General features: G+C 60.2%; 19 protein-coding genes. 11 read left to right on the forward strand and 8 right to left on the reverse strand.

The genetic code is table 11. The features are described from left to right. Window positions 1-5: 5 nt before the first annotated feature. The 5 genes from fadA to AWU82_RS13925 all read left to right on the forward strand — a co-directional run bounded on the left by fadA (window position 6) and on the right by AWU82_RS13925 (window position 5,298). Entirely contained in the window at window positions 6-1,181 is a 1,176-nt protein-coding gene (gene fadA, locus AWU82_RS13905) for an acetyl-CoA C-acyltransferase FadA (protein WP_007953060.1), read from the forward strand. A gap of 99 nt (window positions 1,182-1,280) precedes the next feature. Then, entirely contained in the window at window positions 1,281-1,517 is a 237-nt protein-coding gene (locus tag AWU82_RS13910) for a DUF1653 domain-containing protein (protein ID WP_007953059.1), read from the forward strand. Window positions 1,518-1,631: 114 nt separating this feature from the next. Next, window positions 1,632-4,262, forward strand: coding sequence for a type I DNA topoisomerase (gene topA / locus AWU82_RS13915; RefSeq protein ID WP_007953057.1), 2,631 nt, complete (start codon window positions 1,632-1,634; stop codon window positions 4,260-4,262). Window positions 4,263-4,436: 174 nt separating this feature from the next. Beyond that, window positions 4,437-4,958 (forward strand): DUF6586 family protein, encoded by a 522-nt coding sequence (locus AWU82_RS13920; protein WP_064381105.1) that lies wholly within the window; start codon window positions 4,437-4,439, stop codon window positions 4,956-4,958. Window positions 4,959-5,064: 106 nt separating this feature from the next. Then, window positions 5,065-5,298, forward strand: coding sequence for a hypothetical protein (locus tag AWU82_RS13925; protein ID WP_007953047.1), 234 nt, complete (start codon window positions 5,065-5,067; stop codon window positions 5,296-5,298). 86 nt (window positions 5,299-5,384) lie between these two features. On the opposite strand, the gene sulA is transcribed toward AWU82_RS13925, so the two are convergent. Both sulA and lexA read right to left on the reverse strand, forming a co-directional pair. After that, window positions 5,385-5,858, reverse strand: coding sequence for an SOS-induced cell division inhibitor SulA (gene sulA / locus AWU82_RS13930; protein ID WP_064381103.1), 474 nt, complete (start codon window positions 5,856-5,858; stop codon window positions 5,385-5,387). Window positions 5,859-5,868: 10 nt separating this feature from the next. After that, a complete protein-coding gene (lexA, locus tag AWU82_RS13935; protein ID WP_007953044.1) occupies window positions 5,869-6,477 on the reverse strand; it encodes a transcriptional repressor LexA in 609 nt (202 codons plus the stop codon). A gap of 230 nt (window positions 6,478-6,707) precedes the next feature. On the opposite strand from lexA, the gene AWU82_RS13940 reads away from it, so the two are divergent. From AWU82_RS13940 to AWU82_RS13950, 3 genes are all read left to right on the forward strand, one after another. Next, a complete protein-coding gene (locus AWU82_RS13940; RefSeq protein WP_064381100.1) occupies window positions 6,708-7,415 on the forward strand; it encodes a TetR/AcrR family transcriptional regulator in 708 nt (235 codons plus the stop codon). Between the two features lie 170 nt (window positions 7,416-7,585). Next, on the forward strand, window positions 7,586-8,584 hold the full coding sequence (nagZ, locus tag AWU82_RS13945) for a beta-N-acetylhexosaminidase (protein WP_169432674.1): 999 nt from the start codon (window positions 7,586-7,588) through the stop codon (window positions 8,582-8,584). 12 nt (window positions 8,585-8,596) lie between these two features. Next, window positions 8,597-9,334 carry an S-methyl-5'-thioinosine phosphorylase gene (locus AWU82_RS13950; protein ID WP_007953033.1) on the forward strand — a complete coding sequence of 246 codons (738 nt, stop codon included), beginning with the start codon at window positions 8,597-8,599 and terminating at the stop codon, window positions 9,332-9,334. A 114-nt stretch (window positions 9,335-9,448) separates the two neighbouring features. Here the strand turns inward: AWU82_RS13950 and AWU82_RS13955 are convergent, their stop codons facing one another. Genes AWU82_RS13955 through mfd form a run of 3 tightly spaced genes read right to left on the reverse strand, consistent with a single transcriptional unit; the run spans window position 9,449 to window position 16,177 of the window. Beyond that, the gene (locus AWU82_RS13955; protein WP_064381096.1) at window positions 9,449-12,139 is read right to left on the reverse strand and encodes a DEAD/DEAH box helicase; all 2,691 of its coding nucleotides are present in this window, start codon (window positions 12,137-12,139) and stop codon (window positions 9,449-9,451) included. An 11-nt stretch (window positions 12,140-12,150) separates the two neighbouring features. Beyond that, window positions 12,151-12,717 carry a CsiV family protein gene (locus tag AWU82_RS13960; RefSeq protein WP_064381093.1) on the reverse strand — a complete coding sequence of 189 codons (567 nt, stop codon included), beginning with the start codon at window positions 12,715-12,717 and terminating at the stop codon, window positions 12,151-12,153. Between the two features lie 10 nt (window positions 12,718-12,727). Beyond that, window positions 12,728-16,177, reverse strand: coding sequence for a transcription-repair coupling factor (gene mfd, locus AWU82_RS13965; protein ID WP_064381090.1), 3,450 nt, complete (start codon window positions 16,175-16,177; stop codon window positions 12,728-12,730). Between the two features lie 354 nt (window positions 16,178-16,531). On the opposite strand from mfd, the gene AWU82_RS13970 reads away from it, so the two are divergent. Next, complete coding sequence (locus AWU82_RS13970; RefSeq protein WP_011335187.1) at window positions 16,532-17,995, forward strand: glyceraldehyde-3-phosphate dehydrogenase; 1,464 nt, start codon at window positions 16,532-16,534, stop codon at window positions 17,993-17,995. A gap of 65 nt (window positions 17,996-18,060) precedes the next feature. Here the strand turns inward: AWU82_RS13970 and AWU82_RS13975 are convergent, their stop codons facing one another. Then, a complete protein-coding gene (locus AWU82_RS13975) occupies window positions 18,061-19,353 on the reverse strand; it encodes an MFS transporter (RefSeq protein ID WP_064381088.1) in 1,293 nt (430 codons plus the stop codon). Window positions 19,354-19,406: 53 nt separating this feature from the next. Between AWU82_RS13975 and AWU82_RS13980 the strand changes: the two genes are divergently transcribed. After that, entirely contained in the window at window positions 19,407-20,456 is a 1,050-nt protein-coding gene (locus AWU82_RS13980; RefSeq protein WP_223290690.1) for an FAD:protein FMN transferase, read from the forward strand. Between the two features lie 197 nt (window positions 20,457-20,653). Further along, window positions 20,654-22,048, forward strand: a complete 1,395-nt coding sequence (gene sthA / locus AWU82_RS13985; RefSeq protein WP_007953019.1) for a Si-specific NAD(P)(+) transhydrogenase — start codon at window positions 20,654-20,656, stop codon at window positions 22,046-22,048. 42 nt (window positions 22,049-22,090) lie between these two features. Here the strand turns inward: sthA and AWU82_RS13990 are convergent, their stop codons facing one another. Both AWU82_RS13990 and AWU82_RS13995 read right to left on the reverse strand, forming a co-directional pair. Beyond that, on the reverse strand, window positions 22,091-22,813 hold the full coding sequence (locus tag AWU82_RS13990; RefSeq protein WP_064381085.1) for a glycerophosphodiester phosphodiesterase: 723 nt from the start codon (window positions 22,811-22,813) through the stop codon (window positions 22,091-22,093). A gap of 14 nt (window positions 22,814-22,827) precedes the next feature. Beyond that, window positions 22,828-23,409 (reverse strand): PilZ domain-containing protein, encoded by a 582-nt coding sequence (locus AWU82_RS13995; protein WP_007968195.1) that lies wholly within the window; start codon window positions 23,407-23,409, stop codon window positions 22,828-22,830. Between the last annotated feature and the right edge of the window lie 7 nt (window positions 23,410-23,416).

Here is a 23,416-nt window from a genome sequence, read left to right on the forward strand (position 1 = left end):
AACTTATGAGCTTGAATCCTAGAGACGTCGTGATTGTCGACTTCGGTCGTACTCCGATGGGCCGCTCCAAGGGCGGCATGCACCGCAACACCCGCGCCGAAGACATGTCGGCGCACCTGATCAGCAAACTGCTGGAACGCAACACCAAGGTCGATCCTGCCGAAGTCGAGGACGTGATCTGGGGCTGTGTGAACCAGACCCTGGAACAAGGCTGGAACATCGCGCGTATGGCGTCGCTGATGACCCAGATCCCGCACACTTCGGCCGGCCAGACTGTCAGCCGTCTGTGCGGCTCGTCGATGAGCGCGCTGCACACCGCTGCGCAAGCGATCATGACCGGCAACGGTGACGTGTTCGTGGTTGGTGGCGTCGAGCATATGGGTCACGTAAGCATGATGCACGGTGTCGATCCGAACCCGCACATGTCCCTGTACGCGGCGAAAGCCTCGGGCATGATGGGCCTGACCGCTGAAATGCTGGGCAAAATGCACGGCATCACTCGCGAACAGCAGGACGCCTTTGGCGTGCGTTCCCACCAGTTGGCCCACAAGGCGACTGTGGAAGGCAAGTTCAAGGACGAAATCATCCCGATGCAGGGTTACGACGAGAACGGTTTCCTGAAAACCTTCGACTACGACGAAACCATTCGTCCGGAAACTACCCTGGAAAGTCTGGCGGCTCTGAAGCCGGCGTTCAATCCAAAGGGCGGCACCGTGACGGCCGGTACTTCGTCGCAGATCACCGATGGTGCTTCGTGCATGATCGTGATGTCGGCACAGCGTGCACAGGACCTGGGTATCCAGCCTCTGGCCGTGATTCGCTCGATGGCGGTAGCGGGTGTGGACCCGGCCATCATGGGCTATGGTCCGGTACCGGCTACTCAGAAAGCACTGAAACGTGCCGGCCTGGGTATCAACGATATCGACTTCTTCGAGCTCAATGAAGCGTTCGCCGCACAGGCCCTGCCAGTGCTGAAAGACCTGAAAGTGCTCGACAAGATGAATGAGAAGGTTAACCTGCACGGCGGCGCGATCGCCCTGGGTCACCCGTTCGGTTGCTCCGGTGCCCGTATTTCCGGCACGTTGCTGAACGTGATGAAGCAGAATGGCGGCACCTTCGGGGTGGCCACCATGTGCATTGGCCTCGGCCAAGGCATCTCCACCGTCTTCGAACGCGTTTAAGCGCCTCGTCGATGGAAGCCGGGGCCAAGTGCCCCGGTTTTTGTTTTTGCGGATTTATTTTTGTTTTTATTTTGAAAAAATTTGAGTGAGGGCCGAAGCATGCCGATACAACCTGGGCTCTACCAACATTACAAAGGTCCGCAGTACCGCGTATTCAGTGTCGCGCGGCATTCCGAGACTGAAGAAGAAGTGGTCTTTTACCAAGCCCTGTATGGCGATTACGGCTTTTGGGTACGTCCCTTGAGCATGTTCCTGGAGTCCGTCGAGGTTGACGGGGAGCAGGTCCCACGCTTTGCTTTGGTGCAAGCCGAACCGAGCCTTTTTTCGAAGCCGTAAGGCGAGTGCGCGCAAAACCCTGCGCTTGACCTCACCTTGTAGCCACTATATATAGCGGTGCCGCGTCAGGCGCCAACCGCCTTTCACTTCTAGAATTCAGGAATTTTCTGATCCATGGGCAAATCGCTGGTCATTGTGGAATCCCCGGCTAAGGCCAAGACCATCAACAAGTATCTGGGCAACCAATACGTGGTGAAGTCGAGTATCGGCCATATCCGAGACCTGCCCACCAGCGGTTCGGCTAGCGCCAGCAAGGAGCCTGCCGCCAAGCGCGGCAAGGCTGCTGCGGGCGAAGCGCCAGCGCTGTCGCCGAAAGAGAAGGCGCGCAAGCAGCTGGTCTCGCGGATGGGAGTCGATCCTGAACACGGCTGGAAAGCCAAGTACGAGATCCTTCCGGGCAAGGAAAAGGTCATCGAAGAGCTGCGCCGGCTCGCCAAGGATGCTGACACCATCTATCTCGCAACCGACTTGGATCGCGAGGGGGAAGCCATTGCCTGGCACCTGCGCGAAGCCATCGGCGGTGACGACAGCCGCTACAAGCGCGTGGTGTTCAACGAAATCACCAAGAAGGCGATTCAGGAAGCCTTCTCGGAGCCGGGCGAACTCGACATCGATCGAGTGAATGCTCAGCAGGCTCGTCGTTTCCTCGATCGCGTTGTGGGCTACATGGTCTCGCCGCTGCTGTGGGCCAAGATCGCCCGTGGCCTGTCCGCCGGTCGCGTGCAATCGGTTGCCGTGAAGCTGGTGGTCGAGCGTGAGCGTGAGATTCGTGCGTTCAATCCGGAAGAGTACTGGGAAGTGCATGCCGATCTCGGCACCGCCAAAGGCTCGACCGTGCGTTTCGAAGTCGCTCGCGAGAAAGGCGAAGCCTTCAAGCCGCTGAATGAAGCGCAGGCTACGGCTGCGCTGGAGAAGCTCAAGTCCTCCAGCTACAGCATCGTCAAGCGTGAAGACAAACCGACCAGCAGCAAGCCGTCGGCACCGTTCATCACTTCGACCCTGCAACAGGCCGCGAGCAACCGCCTGGGCTTCGGTGTGAAGAAGACCATGATGATGGCACAGCGTCTGTACGAAGCCGGCTACATCACTTATATGCGTACCGACTCGACCAATCTCTCGGCTGATGCCGTGGCGATGGCGCGCGATTACATCGAAACCGAGTTCGGCAAGAAGTACCTGCCGGAATCGCCGAACGTCTACAGCAGCAAAGAAGGCGCACAAGAGGCTCACGAAGCGATTCGTCCTTCCGACGCCAACACCACGCCCGCCAAGCTGGCCGGCATGGAGCGTGACGCTGAGCGCCTCTACGAGCTGATCTGGCGCCAGTTCCTGGCTTGCCAAATGCTGCCGGCGCAATATCTGTCGACCACCGTCAGCGTCGCTGCCGGCGACTTCGAGCTGCGCGCCAAGGGTCGCATCCTGAAGTTCGACGGTTACACCCGCGTGCTGCCGCAAATCACCAAGCCTGGCGATGACGATGTTTTGCCCGACATGGCGCAGGGCGACGTGATGAAGCTGATCAAGCTCGATCCGTCCCAGCACTTCACCAAGCCGCCGGCCCGTTATTCGGAAGCCAGCCTGGTGAAGGAAATGGAAAAGCGTGGCATCGGTCGTCCTTCGACCTACGCAGCGATCATCTCGACCATTCAGGATCGCGGCTACGTGACCCTGCACAACCGTCGTTTCTATTCGGAAAAGATGGGCGACATCGTTACCGAGCGTCTGTCGGAAAGCTTCTCGAATCTCATGGACTACGGCTTCACCGCCGGCATGGAAGAGAACCTCGATGACGTGGCCCAGGGCGAGCGCGACTGGAAAAACGTGCTGGACGAGTTCTACGGCGACTTCAAGAAAAAACTTGAAGTGGCTGAAAACCCAGAAGCTGGCATGCGTGCCAACCAGCCGGTGATGACCGACATTCCGTGCACCACTTGCGGCCGTCCGATGCAGATTCGTACTGCCTCGACTGGCGTGTTCCTCGGCTGCTCGGGCTACAGCCTGCCGCCGAAAGAGCGCTGCAAGGCCACCGTCAATCTGGTGCCGGGCGATGAAATCGCGGCGGACGACGAAGGTGAGTCGGAATCCCTGGTACTGCGCGGCAAGCACCGCTGCCCGATCTGCAGCACGGCGATGGACGCCTACCTGCTCGACGAGAAGCGCAAGCTGCACATCTGCGGTAACAACCCGGATTGCGCCGGCTACGAGATCGAAGAGGGCAGCTACCGCATCAAGGGCTACGAAGGTCCGAGCCTGGAATGCGACAAGTGCGGCAGCGAGATGCAGCTCAAGACCGGCCGTTTCGGCAAGTTCTTCGGTTGCACCAATCCGACCTGCAAGAACACCCGCAAGCTGCTGAAGAGCGGTGACGCGGCGCCGCCGAAGATGGATCCGGTGAAGATGCCTGAGCTGAAATGCGAAAAGGTCAACGACACCTACATTCTGCGTGACGGTGCTTCCGGCCTGTTCCTGGCGGCTAGCCAGTTCCCGAAAAACCGCGAGACCCGTGCTCCGCTGGTGATCGAGATTCTGCCGCACAAGGACGAAATCGATCCGAAGTACCACTTCCTGTGCGAAGCGCCACAGAAGGATCCGGATGGCCTGCCAGCCGTGATCCGCTATAGCCGCAAGACCAAGGAGCAATACGTTCAGACCGAAGTCGACGGCAAGCCGACTGGCTGGAAAGCGTTCTTTGACGGTGGCAAGTGGACGGTCGAGGACAAGCGTCCGGCGAAAGCCAAGGCTTGAGCTGACTCTGACCTTGTGTTGGGCTGATGCTGTCGGCCCAACACATCAAAAGGCCGCATGACAACCTTAGGGTTTTCATGCGGCCTTTTTGTTTAAAGCTTGCGGTCGGATCGGCTGATCCATGACACTGTCCGGCCTGTGTGAAGCAATTATTTCGTTGTGGAGAGTGCCGACATGGCCCACGAACTCTATACCCGTACCAATCAGAAGATCTATTTCGCGGGTTTGTCGCTGGAAGCGCTGGCCAGGGCCGAAGAGGGGCGGGCGATGAGCTCGCTGGCGCTGATTCAGGCCGGGCGCGAATCCGCACTGTTTCATCTCTACGGTGCGTTGTTGGGGCTGTGTCATGAAATCGCCGGCTTCTATCGTCTGCCGCAAGCCAATGCGTCGCGGGCGGAAGCCTTGCTGACCCGCGAAGTGCTGGAGTCGATTGCCATTCCTGAGCTGGCGGAGATGATCGAGCTGGCAGGCAATCCGGAGACCTGGCTGGCTAAATTGCTGGCCGCGCACTCTGCGCTGTTCCAGCCGCCACGGGTGCCACACAAGCCGAAGGGCGATGTGACGCAACCATTGATTCAGGCGGTGAATCTGGATGAAGAAGTGATTGAAGAGTTAAGCCGCGAAGAGCTCGAGAGCTGGCGGCAGAACCTCAAGGGGCTGGCGATCCGCTTCCGTGAAGGCTTGAACGAGTGCTGAGGAACTTTGGACTGGCGGCGACGAGAGGCGTGCTGCTGGTCAAGATCCCGAGCGAAGCCTGAATGATGTCTATATAATCCCTGCCTTTCGTGGAGAACAGACCCATATGCCAACGTCCTTTCTAGAAATTGTCGAGCTACCAGACGGCCGAATTGAACTGCGCAGGGCTGAGGACGAGGGTTCTCTGGTGACTCTGGATTTCTCCGAGGATGCCAAGGCGTTTCTACAGGGCCAGCACGTTGAAATTGCCAAAGCGATGTTGAGCGTTGGCGTGCAAATGGCAGGACGTATGGTTGAAGGCGAATTCGATAAGGATGAGGGGCCGCGGGTTCTTCATTGATCCGCTGTCTGTCAGTCACTGCTCCAGATCGGCTTCTCTATCCCTGGAGAAGCCCTGCGCTTAACTTGGCGCACATTGTTGCTGAATCACCCCAAACGAATGTTCAGGCTTTGAGCGTCCCCGGTACGGGCGGCGCTGATCAGCTGTTGCCGTGATCCTGCGCTCAGTGGATTCAGCCACGTGACGACCGTGTGACTGCGGCCCAGGCGTAATGCTTCGCAGGCCAGTTGCTGAGCGCTTTGAGCGCCGCGCGGTTGCAGGAGCAGGATGCGTTCGCGATTCAATCCGGCGTCACGCAGCCAGGTCTGGGTCAGACTCGCTGGTGGTGCAATCAAGGTCAGCCAGCGTGCGTCCTGATCATCACTCAATTCGCGAAGAATAGGCGCCAGCAGGTTCAGGCAGTTCCCGGCCGCGCCGCGCAGTGACAGCTCACTGAACGTTTCGGGTTCGGGATTCCACGGACGCTCGACGACATCTTTGAGGATGGGGGCGAGCGGTTGCGCCAGAAACGCTTCGAACAACGGCAGTTGTGTTTGCTGAGGTACGTGTGGGAACTGCATAAAGCCTCCTTTAGCGGCGGATAACGCCGACACTCAAGCCTTCGATCACCAGTTCCTGATCTTTCAGGTTGACTTCGATGGGGGCGAACTCGGGGTTTTCGGCAATCAGCCAGACTTTGCTGCCGTCACGCTTGAAGCGTTTGACGGTGACTTCGTCGCCGATCCGCGCAACCACGATCTGACCGTTGCGTGCCTCGCGAGTGGTATGAACCGCCAGCAGATCACCGTCGAAAATGCCGATGTCCTTCATGCTCATGCCATGAACGCGCAACAGGTAGTCGGCACGCGGATGAAAGAAGGCCGGGTTGATGTTGCAGGACTCTTCGATGTGTTGTTGGGCGAGAATCGGCGCGCCTGCAGCCACTCGACCGATGATCGGCAGGGTGGATTCGTCGACCTTGGCTTCGAAGCCGGGAATACGAATGCCGCGAGAGGCGCCGGGAGTCATCTCGATCGCGCCTTTGCGGGCGAGTGCCTTGAGGTGCTCTTCGGCCGCATTGGGTGACTTGAAACCCAGTTCCTGAGCGATTTCCGCACGGGTCGGCGGGTAGCCGTTGTCTTCGAGGCAACGTTTGATAAAGGCCAGAATCTCGGCTTGGCGTGGCGTCAGCTTAAGCATATTGATCGCTCTGTCTTTTTATACAGTGACTGGGATTATATACAGTGAAGCGGTCTTGGCAATGATCGTTTTTTGCCATGCCGCCGGACGGTCAGTGAAGACGCCGATTAATGTCGCGTCCTTGTTGTGGTTAAATAACTGACCGACCATTCCCAAAACGAACGGGCAGGCTTGACAAGGCATGGGCTGAAACGTATGTTTCAAACAAGTGTTTGTCAGGCGGAGTAGCCATGGCCCAGTCGGAAACCGTTGAACGCATTCTTGATGCTGCAGAACAGCTGTTCGCGGAAAAAGGTTTCGCTGAAACCTCATTGCGTCTGATCACCAGCAAGGCAGGGGTCAACCTCGCTGCGGTGAACTATCACTTCGGCTCGAAGAAGGCGCTCATCCAGGCGGTTTTCTCGCGCTTCCTCGGTCCGTTCTGCATCAGCCTCGACAAAGAGCTGGAGCGCCGCCAAGCCAAGCCAGAGAACAAGCCTTCGCTCGAAGAACTGCTGGAAATCCTCGTCGAGCAGGCGCTGGTGGTACAGCCACGCAGCGGCAATGATCTATCAATCTTCATGCGTTTGCTTGGGCTGGCCTTCAGTCAGAGCCAGGGCCACCTGCGTCGGTATCTGGAAGACATGTATGGCAAGGTATTCCGTCGCTACATGTTGCTGGTGAACGAAGCCGCGCCGCGCATTCCTCCGATCGAACTGTTCTGGCGTGTGCACTTCATGCTCGGTGCCGCAGCATTCAGCATGTCGGGTATCAAGGCCCTGCGTGCGATTGCCGAGACCGACTTCGGCGTCAACACCTCCATCGAGCAGGTGATGCGTCTGATGGTGCCGTTCCTGGCGGCCGGCATGCGTGCCGAAACCGGTGTCACCGATGCTGCGATGGCTACAGCGCAGTTGCGGCCACGCAGTAAATCCGCGCCGGCACCTGCCAAGGTTTAACCCTCCATGGGTGGGCGCGGCAGCTGACATCCGCTAAGCTAGCCGCCCATGTCGACTCTCGTTCTGAACCCGTTTCTCATTGAAATCACCGACCCGCCGGGCAATGCCCCAGGTGGTGGTTTCGTGGGCGACGGGTTTTTCGTTTTCAAGGAATCTCTATGACTGCTGGCCTGCAAGGCTCGTTGATGGTGGACGTCGCCGGTACCTGGCTGACGGCCGAAGATCGCCAATTGTTGCGCCAGCCCGAAGTGGGCGGCCTGATCATCTTTGCTCGCAACATCGAGCATCCGCGTCAGGTGCGCGAGCTGAGCGCGGCGATCCGGGCCATTCGTCCGGACTTGCTGCTCGCTGTGGACCAGGAGGGCGGTCGCGTTCAGCGTCTGCGTCAGGGCTTCGTCCGTTTGCCAGCCATGCGCGCCATCGCAGATAACCCGAACGCCGAATACCTGGCCGAACAATGCGGCTGGATCATGGCCACCGAAGTGCTGGCCGTCGGACTCGATCTGAGCTTCGCGCCGGTACTGGATCTGGATTACCAGCGCAGCGCCGTCGTCGGCACCCGCTCGTTCGAAGGTGACCCGGAGCGCGCCGCGCTACTCGCCGGCGCGTTCATCAAAGGCATGAACAGCGCCGGCATGGCCGCCACCGGCAAGCATTTCCCTGGCCACGGCTGGGCGGAAGCCGACTCCCACGTCGCAATCCCCAACGACGAGCGCAGCCTGGAAGAGATCCGCGCCAACGACCTCGTGCCGTTCGCCAGACTCAGCAAGCAACTGGCCGCCGTCATGCCCGCCCACGTTATTTATCCGCAAGTCGACGCACAGCCCGCCGGATTCTCCCGGCGCTGGTTGCAGGACATCCTGCGCGGCGAGCTGCAGTTCGATGGCGTGATCTTCAGCGACGACCTGTCGATGGCCGGCGCTCATGTGGTCGGCGACGCCGCCAGCCGTATCGAAGCGGCACTCAGTGCCGGTTGCGACATGGGTCTGGTGTGCAACGACCGCGCCGCCGCTGAACTTGCCCTGAGCGCCGCGCAGCGCATGAAGGTCAAGCCGTCGCCGCGCATCGCACGCATGCGCGGTCAGGCATTCGCCAATACCGAATACCGTCAGGATCCGCGCTGGCTGACCGCTGTCGGCGCGCTCAAAGACGCTCAACTGATCGATTAAGGATTTTTCGCTATGACGGTTTACGCAATCATTGGCGGCACCGGCCTGACCCAGCTGGAAGGCCTGAGCATTCGTCAGTCGCTGGCGGTGGATACGCCTTATGGTGCGCCATCGGCCGAGGTTCAGATTGGCGAATACGCCGGCAAGGAAGTGCTGTTCCTCGCTCGTCACGGTCACCCGCATCGCTTCCCGCCGCACAAGGTCAACTACCGCGCCAACCTTTGGGCGTTGAAGCAGGCCGGGGCCGAAGCGATCATCGCGGTCAACGCCGTGGGCGGAATCCATCCTGCAATGGGCACTGGGCATTTCTGCGTGCCGCATCAGATCGTGGACTACACCAGTGGTCGCGAGCACACCTATTTCGCCGATGACCTGGAACATGTCACTCACATCGACTTCAGCTTTCCCTACAGCGAACCGCTGCGTCAGCAACTGATTGCTGCGTTGGCCGCCGAAGGTTGCGAGTACAGCGATCAGGGCGTTTACGCCTGCACCCAGGGCCCGCGGTTGGAAACCGTTGCTGAAATCGTGCGTCTTGAACGTGACGGTTGCGACATCGTCGGCATGACCGGCATGCCGGAAGCGGCGCTGGCCCGTGAGCTGGATCTGGATTACGCCTGTCTGTCGCTGGTGGTGAACCCGGCTGCGGGCAAGACCACTGAAGTGATCACCATGGCTGAGATCGAGCAGGCGTTGCACGATGGCATGGGCAAGGTGAAGTCTACGTTGGCGCGCGTGCTCAAGGGCTGAGTCTGGCTCGAAACCGAGTCGAGCCTTTCGCGGGCAAGCCCGCTCCCACAGAGGTCACGCTAAACCTGTGGGAGCGGGCTTGCCCGCGAATCGATCTGATAGCCGATAAAGATCTCAGCGCTTTTCAAACTTGTCCGGCAACGGCGCAAACAGCGCCTCGATATCATCACTCTGCAACTTCCAGTCCCCGGCCTTGCGCCCATCCAGCACGCCGGCCGCCAGGTCGGATTTCTCCCGCTGCAGAAGCTGAATTTTCTCCTCGACCGTGCCCCGGGCAATCATCTTGTAAACGAACACCGGCTTCTCTTGACCAATGCGATAGGCGCGGTCGGTTGCCTGATTCTCGGTCGCCGGGTTCCACCACGGATCGTAGTGAATCACCGTGTCCGCTTCTGTCAGGTTCAGGCCCACACCACCAGCCTTCAGGCTGATGAGAAAAATCTGACGCTTGCCGCTCTGGAATTCCTTCACCGGGGTGCGCCGGTCACGGGTCTGTCCCGTCAGCAGCGCATACGCGACATTGCGTTTTTTCAGCTCGTCCTCGATCAGTGTCAGCATCGAAGTGAACTGCGAAAACAGCAGAATCCGCCGACCTTCCTCAAACAACTCCTCAAGCATTTCCATCAGGCTGTCGAGCTTGCCCGAGGTGCTGCCGCGGGCGGGCAGGGTGGCGTCGTTGACCAGGCGCAAATCGCAACAGACCTGGCGCAGCTTGAGCAGCGCTTCAAGAATGATGATCTGGCTGCGCGCCACGCCTTTGCGAGTGATCTCGTCGCGAACCTTTTTATCCATGGCCAGGCGCATGGTTTCGTACACGTCGCGCTGGGCCTCGTTGAGCTCGACCCAGTGGATGATCTCGGTTTTCGGCGGCAGCTCGGTCGCAACCTGTTCCTTGGTGCGACGAAGCAGGAACGGTTTGATCCGACCGTTGAGGTGCTGAAGTCTGACTTCGCTGGCGCGTTTTTCGATCGGCACACGGTAATCGGCGTTGAAGCTTTTGACGTCGCCGAGCCATCCGGGCAGCAGGAAGTGAAACAGCGACCACAGTTCGCCCAGGTGATTTTCCAGCGGCGTCCCGCTCAGGCACAGACGCTGACGCGCATTGAGGTCACGGGCAGCCTGGGCGGCTTTGCTGTTCGGGTTCTTGATGTACTGCGCTTCGTCCAGCACCAGTACGTGCAGCGGCTGCTGGGCCAGACGTTCGACATCCTTGGGCAGCAGCGCATAAGTGGTGAGGATCAGGTCGTAATCGGCCAGATGCTCGAAATGCTTTTTACGGCTGGCACCGTACAGGGCGACAACCTTGAGTTGTGGAGTGAAGTGCGCCGCTTCGTCCAGCCAGTTGGGGATCAGGCTGGTAGGCATCACCACCATGCAGGGTCGATCCAGTCGCCCTGCGTTTTTCTCGCTGAGAATGTGCGCCAGCGTCTGTAGGGTTTTACCCAGGCCCATGTCGTCCGCGAGAATCCCGCCGACCTCCAGTTGCCGCAACGACTGCATCCAGCTCAAGCCTTCGAGCTGATAAGGGCGCAGCGTCGCATTAAGCCCCTTCGGTGTTTCGGCGCTGTAGTCGCGGATGTCGCGCAAGCGTTGGGCGAAGCTGCGGATCTGCTCGCCACCTTCCCAGAGCAGGGGAATGCCTTCCAGCGAGTTCAGGCGTGTGGCGTCGGCCTTGCTCAGGCGCAGGGTGGTTTCTCCCGGCTCCTGCAAATAAAACTCGCCAAGGGTCGCCAGCACCGGCTTCAGCCGGCCGAGGGGCAGGGCGACCTGCAATGGCCCGTGCTCGCTGTTGCGTTGCGGGATGTTCACCAGAATCAGTTCATCGTCGCGACGGCGGGCGAGACGTTCCGGGTTGAGGATTTCCGTGTGCGAACGCATTAGGTTGAGCAGGATCGGCAGCAGGCTCAGGCGCTCGCCGTTGACGATGATCCCCAGCTCCAGATCGAACCAGTCGCGTTCCGGCGTCTGCTCGACGGTGGCGTACCAGTCGTCGACGGCGGTCAGGTCGAAACCGAACTCATCGTCGACCAATAGCTCCCAGCCTTGGGTGCGCAGCTTCGGCAGATCGTTGAGGGTGAAGGTCAGCCACGCGCTGTCGTTGACCATCTCGTAGAGTTCGCCGGCGCTTTCCGGCAGGGCCTTGCTCTGCCGGGTGGCGATGCGAAAACCGAGAATTCGCAGCTGCTCGCGGTAGCTCTGTTCGACGTCCGGATGCCGTTTGACCCGCAGGGTCTGGGCTTCCTGGCGAATCAGGATGTCGCTGTTTTTCTGCCCGCTGACGTATTCGTCGAGGTAACTGAAGGACAATGCCGCACGATGCTGGATGTAACGCTGCATCTTGCCGTTGCGCGGCTCGAACGCGCTGAACTCGACGCTGGCCAGCCACAGGCGCGGCACTGGCTGCACATTGTCCACCAGCACTTGCGGCGGCGCTTTCGGGCTGCGGTTTTCCAGCACGGCCTGGAGTTTTTCCAGCAGTTCGGCGTCTTTGGCAGCAGCGGGGTATTCGAGGGTTTCCTGCACTTGCAGCAACACCGCCGCGCAATGTTTGCAGTTGCTGTGCACCGGGCAGGTGCATGTGGCGTCGACCATCAGCAACGTGCCTTTGGCCGACTCACGCAGATGAATCGTCTGACGGTAGACGTTACCGCCAGAGCCTTCGCAGCTGGCGGTAATGGTCGCGTCGCCGACCTGCACGAATCGCACCCGGTTTTCCAGCGCGTAGCGACGGCCACGCTCCAGGCTTTGTTCCTTGAATCGGCTGACCCAGGAGGAGGCCAGCGGTTTACTCAGTGGCGGGGGCATAAGGACTTCGATCAGTCCGGAACGACTTCAGGCGCTTCCCGAGGCGCGGGCGCCGTCAGTGAAGTGATCTTGATCAGCAGGGCCAGATGGCCGTTGTCGAGGTAGTTGAGTTGGCCGTTCTTGGTGTGGCTGTCCTGTTTAAGGCGCTCGCTGGCGGTGACCATGCCGTTGGCGTCGATCTGGTTGACCCAGAAATCGGCGTTCACGTCGGTAAAGCGCCCGAGCTTCATTTCAATCGTGCCTTCGATCGGGAATTGGCCGAACTGCTCCTGACCTTCGCTGACTGCAACCTTCGCCGGCGTCTCGCCGAGCGTCTGCTGCCAGGCTTTGTGCATCAGCACGCTGTACTCGCCGCTGGCGGTGAGTTTGGTCACAACGTCGTTCAGCGCCGGGGTGCGTTTGCTGTTATCGCCCAGGCGTTGCGCGCCGGCCGCCCAGTCTTCCGGTGCGGCGCGGCTGACAATTGCCGGCACGGCGTTCTGGCGTACCAGAATCATTTCGACCTGATACAGGTCATCGGCAAACGCCGTCGGTGCTACGAGCGTCAGTAGCAAAGTCAGAGAGCGAAACAGGCGCATGCGGCGTCCTTCAAGCAGTTTTCGGGATGAGGCGTTCGAACAACGCCTCCACAGTATTAAAGCGCTCTTCCGGGCGCTCCATCGGCACCTGGAACTTGAACATCGTGGCGCCTTCGAATTTGTAGCGTTTAGGCTGGCTCTGGATCAGTTTGATCAGGGTCATCGGATCGACCGGCGTCTGCGCCGCGAACTCGATACGGCCACCTTGCGGGCCGCCATCGACTTTCTTGATGCCCAGCTGCTCGGCCTGCAATTTAAGCGCCGTGATGCGCACCAGATTTTTGGTCGGCTCCGGCAGCAGACCAAAGCGGTCGATCATTTCCACTTGCAGATCCTTCAGACCTTCCTCGTCGGTGGCCGAAGCGATGCGTTTGTACAGGATCAGGCGTGCGTGAACGTCCGGCAGGTAATCTTCCGGAATCAGCGCCGGCACCCGCAGGTTGACTTCCGGGCCACCGCCGAGCGGCTGGTCGAGGTTCGGCTGTTCGCCCTTGCGGATCGACTTCACCGCGCGCTCGAGCATTTCCATGTACAGCGTGAATCCAACGGCCTGAATCTGCCCGCTCTGACCGTCGCCCAGCAATTCGCCGGCGCCACGGATTTCCAGATCGTTGGTGGCCAGCACGAAACCGGCACCCAGATCCTGAGTATTGGCAATCGCCTCCAGACGTTTTTCCGCGTCACCAGTAATTTGCTGGCGTGGCGGGGTCAGCAGGTAGGCGTAAGCCTGGTGGTGGCTACGACCAACGCGGCCACGTAGCTGGTGCAACTGCGCCAAACCGAACTTGTCGGCGCGCTCGATGATGATGGTGTTGGCGCTCGGCACATCGATGCCGGTCTCGATGATGGTCGAGGCGATCAGCACGTTGAAGCGTTTGTGATAGAAGTCGCTCATCACCTGTTCGAGTTCGCGTTCGCGCATCTGCCCGTGGCCGATGCCGATCCGCGCTTCCGGCACCAGTTCGGCGAGGTCAGCGGCGCACTTCTCGATGGTCTTCACGTCGTTGTGCAGGTAGTAAACCTGACCGCCACGCAGCAGCTCTCGCAGCAAAGCCTCTTTGACCGTGCTCTTGTTCTGCTCCATGACGAAGGTGCGCACCGACAGGCGTCGCGCCGGTGGCGTGGCGATGATCGACAGGTCGCGCATGCCCGACACCGCCATGTTCAGCGTGCGCGGAATCGGCGTGGCGGTCAGCGTAAGAATGTCGACTTCGCTGCGCAGGGCCTTGAGCTGTTCCTTCTGACGGACACCGAAGCGGTGCTCTTCGTCGATGATCACCAGCCCAAGGTTTTTGATTTTGACGTCGTCCTGCAGCAGCTTGTGGGTGCCGATGACGATGTCGATATTGCCTTCGGCCAGTTCGGCCACCGCAGCGTTGACTTCCTTGGCCGACTTGAATCGGCTCATCACTTCCACGGTCACCGGCCAGTCGGCGAAACGGTCGCGGAAACTGTTGTAGTGCTGCTGGGCGAGCAGGGTGGTCGGCACCAGGATCGCCACCTGCTTGCCGCCGTGCACGGCGATGAACGCGGCGCGCATGGCCACTTCGGTCTTGCCGAAACCGACGTCGCCGCAGACCAGGCGATCCATCGGTTTCGGCGAAAGCATGTCCTCGCGCACGGCTTCGATGGTGGATTGCTGGTCCGGTGTTTCTTCAAACGGGAAACCGGCGCTGAAGGTTGCGTAATCGGCCTTCGGATCGGCGAACGCATAACCTTCGCGGGCGGCGCGGCGGGCATAGATGTCGAGCAATTCGGCAGCGACGTCGCGCACTTGCTCGGCGGCCTTGCGCTTGGCTTTCTGCCAGGTCTCGGAGCCGAGGCGATGCAGCGGGGCCAGCGCATCGTCGCTGCCGGTGTAACGGGCGATCAGATGCAGGTTGGCCACCGGCACGTAGAGCTTGGCGTTCTCGGCGTATTCGAGGGTCAGGAATTCGGCAGCCTGATTGTCGATTTCCAGAATCGTCAGGCCGAGATAACGGCCGACGCCGTGATCGATGTGCACCACCGGCGCGCCTTCACGCAGCTCGGTGAGGTTCTTGATCACCGCATCGTTGTTGGCGTCGGCGCGTTTTTCGCGACGGCGACGCTGCATCACGCGCTGGCCGAACAGCGGACTTTCCGCGACCAGTGCCAGCGCCGGCTCGTCGAGCATCAGGCCTTCGTCGAGCGGGGCGATGGTGATCGCCAGGCGATCCTTGCTCGCAACGAAGTCCGGCCAGCTGTCGACGGTTTTCGGTCGCAGCTTCAGGCGGTCCAGCAGCTCCAGCAGCACTTCGCGGCGGCCTGCGGATTCGGCGGTAAACAGCACGCGTCCGGGGAATTCGTCGAGGAATGCCGACAGCGCGGCCAGCGGCTGGGTAGCCTTGGCTTCGATCGCCAGATTCGGCAAGGCCTGCGCCGGAAAGCGCTCGCGGCCGGCGCCGGTTTCCACGTCCTGCTGACTGGCGACCACCCGCGGCCAGTTCTTCAGGCGGGCGAAGCAGTCTTCCACCGGCAGGAACAGTTCGGCTGGCGGCAATAAGGGACGCGATGGATCGACGCGACGCTCTTCATAACGGTTGCGCACGTCATTCCAGAAGTTTTCCGCCGCCTGCTCGATACCCGGCAGCGAGAACACCTGGGTGTCCTGCGGCAGGTAATCGAACAGGGTCGAGGTTTCTTCGAAGAACAGCGGCAGGTAGTACTCGATACCGGCCGGTGTGATGCCGCTGCTCAGGTCCTGAAAGATCGGGCAGCGACGGAAGTCGACGTCGAAGCGCTCCCGAAAGCGCGCCTTGAAGCGGGTGACCGCGTCTTTTTGCAGCGGGAATTCCTTGGCCGGCAGCAGCTTGACCGAGTCGACCTTGTCGATGGAGCGCTGGTTTTCCGGATCAAAGGTGCGCAGGGTTTCGATTTCGTCGTCGAACAGGTCGATGCGATAGGGCAGTTTGCTGCCCATCGGGAACAGGTCTATCAACGCGCCACGCACCGTGAACTCGCCGTGTTCGTAAACCGTGTCGACGTAGCGATAGCCGCTGGCTTCGAGCCGCGAGCGCATTTGCTCGACATCGAGTTTCTGCCCGACATCCAGTACCAGGCTGCTGCCGAGCAGGAATTTGGTCGGCGCCAGGCGATGCAGGGCGGTGGTGATCGGCACTACCAGCACGCCATGTTCCAGCTCCGGCAGTCTATAAAGGCTGGCGATGCGCTGGGAGATGATGTCCTGGTGCGGCGAAAACAGATCGTAGGGCAGGGTTTCCCAGTCCGGGAAATGCAGCACCGGCAAATCCGGGGCGAAGAAACTCAGCTCCTGCTCCAGCCGTTCGGCACTCTGGCTGTCGGCAGTCAAAAGCAGCGTGAAGCGCTTGGCAGCGCTGGCGGCCTCGGCAATCGCCAGGCTCAGGGCGGCACCGGGGAGGTTGCCCCAGTGCTGTTTACCTGCCGCGGCAGGGAGAAGCGGTAGACGCAGAACAGGCACGGAAGGTTGAGCTCCAGGCGTTGCGACAAAGTCGGTAATTGTAGCGGCGTCCGGTGCCGCCTGTCAGTTGCGGGATGCGTCTATCTGCGCTGTTTGAGAAAAATGTAGTGGTAACCATAAAAACCAGCGCTTTTTTTACGGTTATGTAGTGCCAAAAGTCGGTGGTGTTACGGAGGGTTACAGACATCGTCTAACAGTCGTCGAAAAACTGACTGCGCTGGAAGCCCCGGTTTTACTGGGCTGGCGGAGAGCGTTATTTTTTTGGACGGATTTTTGTTACCGATTGCGCGACAAGCGCGCATTGCTACAAGAGGTTCTCGGCGGCATAATGTAGCCCCTTTTTTCTGCCCCTACATGTGGAAGGTTACCGTGACTCAGAAGCCCGACCAGTGTCTTGGTGAATGGATCGACCGTGAAGCACTCGCAGAAGCGATGATTCCGCTTATCGGTCAGCTCTACCGCAACAACAACGTGGTGAGCTCGATCTATGGCCGCAGCCTGATCAACCAGTCTGTCATCGCGATTCTCAAAGCTCACCGCTTTGCTCGCCACCGTTCTGCCGACGACAGCGAACTCTCCGTCCACGAAACATTCCCACTGCTCAAGGCCATGAGCGAGCTCAAGCTCGGCGCGGCCTCGGTAGATCTGGGCAAACTGGCGTACAAATTCCGCAACGAAGGCAACGGCCGCACCGCCGAGCAATTCGTTCGCGAAGAAATGGCTGACGTGGTTGGCCAGCAAAACGCTTCGGCACGCAAAGGCACCGACGTTGTACTGTACGGCTTCGGTCGTATCGGCCGTCTGCTGGCGCGTATCCTGATCGAGAAAACCGGTGGCGGCGACGGCCTGCGTCTGCGTGCCATCGTGGTGCGCAAGGGCGCCGAAAACGACCTGACGAAGCGTGCCAGCCTGCTGCGTCGCGATTCGGTACATGGTTCGTTCAACGGCACAATCACCATCGATGAAGAAAACAACACCATCACCGCCAACGGCAACCTGATCCAGGTTATCTACGCGAAGAACCCTACCGAAGTGGATTACACCCAGTACGGCATCAAAGATGCGCTGCTGGTGGACAACACCGGTGTATGGCGTGATGCCGATGGTCTGGGTCAGCACCTGGCGTGCCCGGGTATCGACCGCGTTGTTCTGACCGCGCCTGGCAAGGGCAAGCTGAAGAACATCGTTCACGGTATCAACCACAACGAAATCACTGCTGACGACAAGATCGTGTCCGCCGCTTCCTGCACCACCAATGCCATTGTGCCGGTGCTGAAAGCCGTGAATGACAAGTTCGGCATCATCAACGGTCACGTCGAAACCGTTCACTCGTACACCAACGACCAGAACCTGATCGACAACTTCCACAAGGGCGATCGCCGTGGCCGTAGCGCCGCGCTGAACATGGTCATCACCGAGACCGGTGCTGCCACCGCTGCTGCCAAGGCCCTGCCTGAGCTGGCCGGCAAGCTGACCGGTAACGCGATCCGTGTTCCGACGCCGAACGTGTCGATGGCCATTCTCAACCTGAACCTCGAGAAAGCCGCCACCCGTGAAGAGATGAACGAGTACCTGCGCTACATGGCGCTGCACTCCGATCTGCACAAGCAAATCGACTTCGTCAATTCGCAGGAAGTGGTTTCGACCGACTTCGTGGGCTCGCGTCACGCCGGTGTGGTCGACGCTGAAGCGACCATCGTTCAGGACAACCGCGTTGTTCTGTACGTCTGGTACGACAACGAGTTCGGTTACAGCTGCCAGGTGGTTCGCGTAATGGAAGACATGGCCGGTGTAAACCCGCCAGCGTTCCCGCGCTAAGCCTTAGCTGCAAATGAAAACGCCCCGACTCTGGTCGGGGCGTTTTTGTTTGTGCGCGATTTGCCTTAGCGGGGAATAGCGGCTTGTGCCGTGCGCAGTTCGTGCCTGTTGCCACGGAACAGCACCAGCGTGGCGATCAGGCCCAACACGGCTGCGCCGCTGAGCCAGATCCCCGGTGTCGCCTTGTTGTCCAGCACGTGGATCAGATAAGTGCAGGCCGCCGGCGTAAAGCCACCGAAGGTTGCGGTCGCCAGGCTGTAGGCCAGCGAGAATCCGGTCGTACGAACTTCTACCGGCATGATCTCGGTGAGCGCCACCACCATTGCCCCGTTGTACGAGCCGTACAGGAACGACAGCCACAATTCGACGATCAGCAAATGGCTGAAGCTCGGGTTCGCCACCAGCCACGACAGCGCCGGATAAGCGGTCAGGATCGCCAGAATCGTCGCCGCCAACAGTAGGGGTTTACGCCCGACCTTGTCGGACACTGCGCCCATCACCGGCAACCAGAAGAAGTTCGACAGGCCGATGCACACAGTCACCAGCAACGCATCGAAGTCCGACAGGTGCAATTCCGCCTTGCCGAAGGTCGGTGTGTAGGCAGTGATCAGGTAGAACGACACCGTCGTCATGACCACCAGCGCCATGCCGGCGATGACGATGCCAAAGTTCTGACCGATCGAGCGGACGATTTCCTGCAGGGTAGGGCGATGTTTACGCGCCTGGAACTCCGGTGTTTCTTCCAGCGATCGGCGGATGACGAAAATCACCGGGACGATCATGCAGCCGATCAGGAACGGCACACGCCAGCCCCATTCGCCCATCTGCTCGGGGCTCAGCCAATGGTTGAGGCCGACACCGAGCAGGCCGGCGAACACCACGGCGGCTTGCTGGCTGGCGGACTGCCAGCTGACAAAAAAGCCCTTGCGGCCCGGCGTGGCGATTTCCGCCAGATACACCGACACGCCGCCCAGTTCCACACCGGCCGAGAAGCCTTGCAGCAAGCGGCCGAACAGCACGATCAGTGGCGCGGCAACCCCAAGGGTGGCGTAGCCCGGCACGCAGGCAATCAGCACGGTGCCGGCCGCCATCAGGGCCAGCGTGATGATCAAGCCCTGGCGGCGGCCATGACGGTCGATATAGGCACCGAGAAAAATCGCCCCCAACGGACGCATCAGGAAGCCGGCGCCGAAAGTGGCCAGAGAAAGCATCAGGGATGCGAAGGCGCTGTCGGTGGGGAAGAAGGTCTTGGCAATGGCCGTGGCGTAGAAGCCGTAGACCATGAAGTCGAACATCTCGAGAAAGTTGCCGCTGACAACGCGAAAAATCGCCTTGCCTTTGCCGGTCGTGGAGGACATGGGTAGGTACTCGCTCTAAATCTTGTAAGAAAGCGTTGCGCTCGTAGCCCATAATGGCCGGCGCGGTTTTGCGGGGAGATGAAGAATTGTTAACTGGACGGTGGGGGATTCTCGTGCTGCTGAGCGTTTTTTTGTCCGGCTGCGGCAACGGTGATTCCCTGGAGACTTTCGGCGGCCCGACGATGGGCAGCACCTATTCGATCAAGTACGTGCGCCACGCCAATCTGCCTGCGCCGCAGGAGGTGCGTGTCGAAGTGGAAAAAATCCTCGCGGACGTCGACCGGCAGATGTCGACTTACCGCGCAGACTCCGATATCTCGCGCTTCAATGCATTGCCGGCTGATCGCTGTCAGATCATGCCCGCACCGATCCTTGAATTGATCCGCGTGGGCGAGCAGCTGTCGCAACAAAGCGAAGGCTCCTACGACCTCACGGTTGAGCCGCTGATGAATCTATGGGGATTCGGCCCGCAAGGGCGTGAAGAAAAAGTCCCGGATGCGGCGGCGCTGGCCGAAGTGCGCCAGCGAGTCGGTCATCAACACCTGCACATCGACGGCGACCGGTTGTGCAAGGATGCGGCGGTCGAGGTGGATTTCAACAGCATCGCCGCCGGTTACGCGGTCGACACCATTGCTGCGCGGCTCGAGGCTCTGGGCATCCATGACTATCTCGCGGAAGCCACCGGCGAGCTCAAGGCGTCCGGCAAGAAGCTTGATGGTTCGCCGTGGCGTATCGCTCTGGAAGAACCGCAAGACGATCAGCAGGTGGCAGAGCGCGTCATTAATGTGGATGGCTACGGCCTGTCCACCTCCGGTGACTACCGCAACTATTTTCAGCAGGATGGCCGGCGCTATTCCCACACCTTCGATGCCCGGAGCGGTGCGCCCGTCCTACATGACCTGGCGTCGGTCACGGTGATTCATCCTTCAGCGCTGATGGCCGATGGACTATCGACTCTGTTGCTGATTCTCGGGCCTGAAAAGGCCTGGGACTATGCCGAAAAACACGACATTGGTGCATTCTTTGTGATTCGTGCCGATACAGGTTTCGTCACACGCACCAGTCACGCTTTCGAACGGCTCAGTGGCGCAAAAGTTGACTGAGAACAGTACGAAAGCTGGCGTTGTAGTGCAGGCAAAAGTAGCCTACGACGCGACCAAGGGTTAATGTGCGCGGCGTTGACGCTTCTATAGACTGTGTCCGGGTTTTCTACTGGCCCCCAATTGTTCCTTCGCGCCGTCGTTCGGCGTGATTTAGCCGCCGGTGCTGCTGGCACCGCGGCCTGTTCTGAGGAGTACGCATGGCTGTCTACAACTACGACGTGGTGGTGCTGGGTTCCGGCCCGGCGGGAGAAGGCGCGGCAATGAACGCCGCCAAAGCAGGGCGCAAGGTGGCGATGGTCGACAGCCGTCGCCAGGTCGGCGGCAACTGCACCCACCTGGGCACCATCCCGTCCAAGGCCCTGCGTCATTCGGTGCGGCAGATCATGCAGTTCAACACCAACCCGATGTTCCGGGCGATCGGCGAGCCGCGCTGGTTCTCCTTTCCGGACGTGTTGAAAAGCGCCGAGAAAGTCATCTCCAAGCAAGTCGCTTCGCGTACCGGCTACTACGCCCGTAACCGCGTCGACGTGTTCTTCGGCACCGGCAGCTTCGCCGACGAGCAAACCATCGAAGTGGTCTGCGCCAACGGCGTGGTCGAGAAACTGGTGGCCAAGCACATCATCATCGCCACCGGTTCGCGTCCTTATCGCCCGGCGGACATCGATTTCCACCACCCGCGTATCTACGATAGCGACACCATCCTCAGCCTCGGCCACACCCCGCGCAAACTGATCGTTTACGGCGCCGGCGTGATTGGCTGTGAATACGCCTCGATCTTCAGCGGTCTGGGCGTGCTGGTCGAACTGGTGGACAACCGCGGTCAGTTGCTGAGCTTCCTCGACTCGGAAATTTCCCAGGCGTTGAGCTACCACTTCAGCAACAACAACATCACCGTGCGTCACAACGAAGAATATGACCGCGTCGAAGGCGTGGACAACGGCGTGATCCTGCACTTGAAGTCCGGCAAGAAGATCAAGGCCGACGCCTTGCTCTGGTGCAACGGTCGTACCGGTAACACCGACCAGTTGGGTCTGGAAAACATCGGGGTCAAGGTCAACAGCCGTGGCCAGATCGAAGTCGACGAGAACTACCGCACCTGTGTGCAGAACATCTATGGCGCCGGTGACGTGATCGGCTGGCCGAGCCTGGCCAGTGCCGCCCACGACCAGGGCCGTTCGGCCGCCGGCAGCATCGTCGACAATGGAAGCTGGCGTTTCGTGAATGACGTGCCGACCGGCATCTATACCATTCCGGAGATCAGCTCGATCGGCAAGAACGAGCAGGAGCTCACCCAGGCCAAAGTGCCGTACGAAGTGGGCAAGGCGTTCTTCAAGAGCATGGCGCGTGCACAGATCGCCGGCGAGCCGCAAGGCATGCTGAAGATTCTGTTCCACCGTGAAACCCTGGAAGTGCTGGGCGTTCACTGCTTCGGTTATCAGGCGTCGGAGATCGTGCACATCGGTCAGGCGATCATGAACCAGCCGGGCGAACTGAACACCCTGAAGTACTTCGTCAACACGACGTTCAACTACCCGACCATGGCCGAAGCCTATCGGGTAGCGGCGTACGACGGCCTCAACCGGCTTTTTTGACGGGCTCCGGCCGGTGGCCTGAGCCGGCCGGGGAGACCGATTTCAGCCATTCCCGAGGGTGGCAGTGGCCAAACCGGGAAAGTCTGTAATCAGGCTGTCAACGCCGAAGTCGGCGAGTCTGCGCATCAGCGCAGGCTCGTTGACGGTCCACACCGACACATGCAGCCCCTGACGCTGCGCCTTTTGCAGGCGTTCCGGCGTACACAGCGTCCAGTTCAACGCCAGAATCTCGCAACCGTAACTCTGTGCGACCTTCAACGGGTCGAGCCAGGCGTACTCGGCCACCAGGCCGCGTGATACGTCGGGCACCAGATCCAGTGCAGCCTTCAACACTTCCCGCGAACTCGAGGTGATCGTCACCTTGTCGAGCAGTCCGTGCCTGACCGCCATTTCACGGATCGCCAGCACGGTGGTCGCGGCGCGGGTGCGCGAAGCGCTTTTGACTTCCAGCTGCCAGTGCTCGAAATCACACTTTTCGAACAGTTCTTCCAGCGTCGGAATCGGGCACGGCTTGATCCAGCCCGGACCGCCCTTGCGCGCATCGTAGGTCACCAGCTCGGCGGCGGTGTGCTCGACTACCTTGCCGCGCCGGTCGGTGGTGCGCTTGAGGGTCGGGTCGTGGATGACCATCAACTCGCCGTCCTTGGACAGGTGCAGGTCCAGCTCGCAACGGCGTACGCCGTGCTTGAGACATTCCTGAAAGCTGCTCAGGGTGTTTTCCGGTGCTTCGCCCTTGGCGCCGCGGTGGCCGTAGATAAGGGTCACGGTTCTTCCTTAATTTAGATGCCTGATTCGTTCTGTTCGCGGGCCAGACGTCGTTCCTGGGCCTGCTTCTGCAAGATATAGCGGGCGAGCAACTGGCGCTGGGCGTCGGTCAGGTGCTCGAACTCGGTGCCGACGTCGTAGCCGTCGCCCTTGCGGTCGCAATGGGTCACGCGGGCGCGCAACAACAGGCCGAGGGCCTGGGGCATCAGCACCAGTTTCACCGACAGGTGCGCACCGGTGGCAATCGGCGTCGGGTGCTGAAAGTCGATGCCGCCCTCGGAGATGATCACCGGTTGCGGCTCGCCGATATGGCCGAGCACGGTCAGGGCGACCACCTGGCTGAGCAGGTCGATGCGTTTGTTCTGGGATTTCAGGAACGCCGCGATGGCGCGGTCGCGCTCACTGATCTGGCGCAGCAGGTGCTGCGACTCGAATTCGCTCAGGTGCAGTTCGCTGAGCAGGTTGAACAGTGGAGAAGCATCCTGCAACACTTCCTGGCCTGCGGCTTCGGGAGCGGACAGGGGCCGAATTTCCAGTGCGATCATGTCCTCGATACGGTAGTATTCGCGGCGATCTTCTTCATCTAATGTCGACATGGCGAAC

This window comes from Pseudomonas glycinae (assembly GCF_001594225.2).
GTDB classification, from domain to species: Bacteria; Pseudomonadota; Gammaproteobacteria; order Pseudomonadales; family Pseudomonadaceae; genus Aquipseudomonas; species Aquipseudomonas glycinae.

Coding starts and splice junctions, on each gene's coding strand:
- fadA (WP_007953060.1), top strand. CDS start 6: ATGAGCTTGAATCCTAGAGACGTCGTGATTGTCGACTTCGGTCGTACT.
- AWU82_RS13910 (WP_007953059.1), top strand. CDS start 1,281: ATGCCGATACAACCTGGGCTCTACCAACATTACAAAGGTCCGCAGTAC.
- topA (WP_007953057.1), top strand. CDS start 1,632: ATGGGCAAATCGCTGGTCATTGTGGAATCCCCGGCTAAGGCCAAGACC.
- AWU82_RS13920 (WP_064381105.1), top strand. CDS start 4,437: ATGGCCCACGAACTCTATACCCGTACCAATCAGAAGATCTATTTCGCG.
- AWU82_RS13925 (WP_007953047.1), top strand. CDS start 5,065: ATGCCAACGTCCTTTCTAGAAATTGTCGAGCTACCAGACGGCCGAATT.
- sulA (WP_064381103.1), bottom strand. CDS start 5,858: ATGCAGTTCCCACACGTACCTCAGCAAACACAACTGCCGTTGTTCGAA.
- lexA (WP_007953044.1), bottom strand. CDS start 6,477: ATGCTTAAGCTGACGCCACGCCAAGCCGAGATTCTGGCCTTTATCAAA.
- AWU82_RS13940 (WP_064381100.1), top strand. CDS start 6,708: ATGGCCCAGTCGGAAACCGTTGAACGCATTCTTGATGCTGCAGAACAG.
- AWU82_RS13950 (WP_007953033.1), top strand. CDS start 8,597: ATGACGGTTTACGCAATCATTGGCGGCACCGGCCTGACCCAGCTGGAA.
- AWU82_RS13955 (WP_064381096.1), bottom strand. CDS start 12,139: ATGCCCCCGCCACTGAGTAAACCGCTGGCCTCCTCCTGGGTCAGCCGA.
- AWU82_RS13960 (WP_064381093.1), bottom strand. CDS start 12,717: ATGCGCCTGTTTCGCTCTCTGACTTTGCTACTGACGCTCGTAGCACCG.
- AWU82_RS13970 (WP_011335187.1), top strand. CDS start 16,532: ATGTGGAAGGTTACCGTGACTCAGAAGCCCGACCAGTGTCTTGGTGAA.
- AWU82_RS13975 (WP_064381088.1), bottom strand. CDS start 19,353: ATGTCCTCCACGACCGGCAAAGGCAAGGCGATTTTTCGCGTTGTCAGC.
- AWU82_RS13980 (WP_223290690.1), top strand. CDS start 19,407: ATGGCCGGCGCGGTTTTGCGGGGAGATGAAGAATTGTTAACTGGACGG.
- sthA (WP_007953019.1), top strand. CDS start 20,654: ATGGCTGTCTACAACTACGACGTGGTGGTGCTGGGTTCCGGCCCGGCG.
- AWU82_RS13995 (WP_007968195.1), bottom strand. CDS start 23,409: ATGTCGACATTAGATGAAGAAGATCGCCGCGAATACTACCGTATCGAG.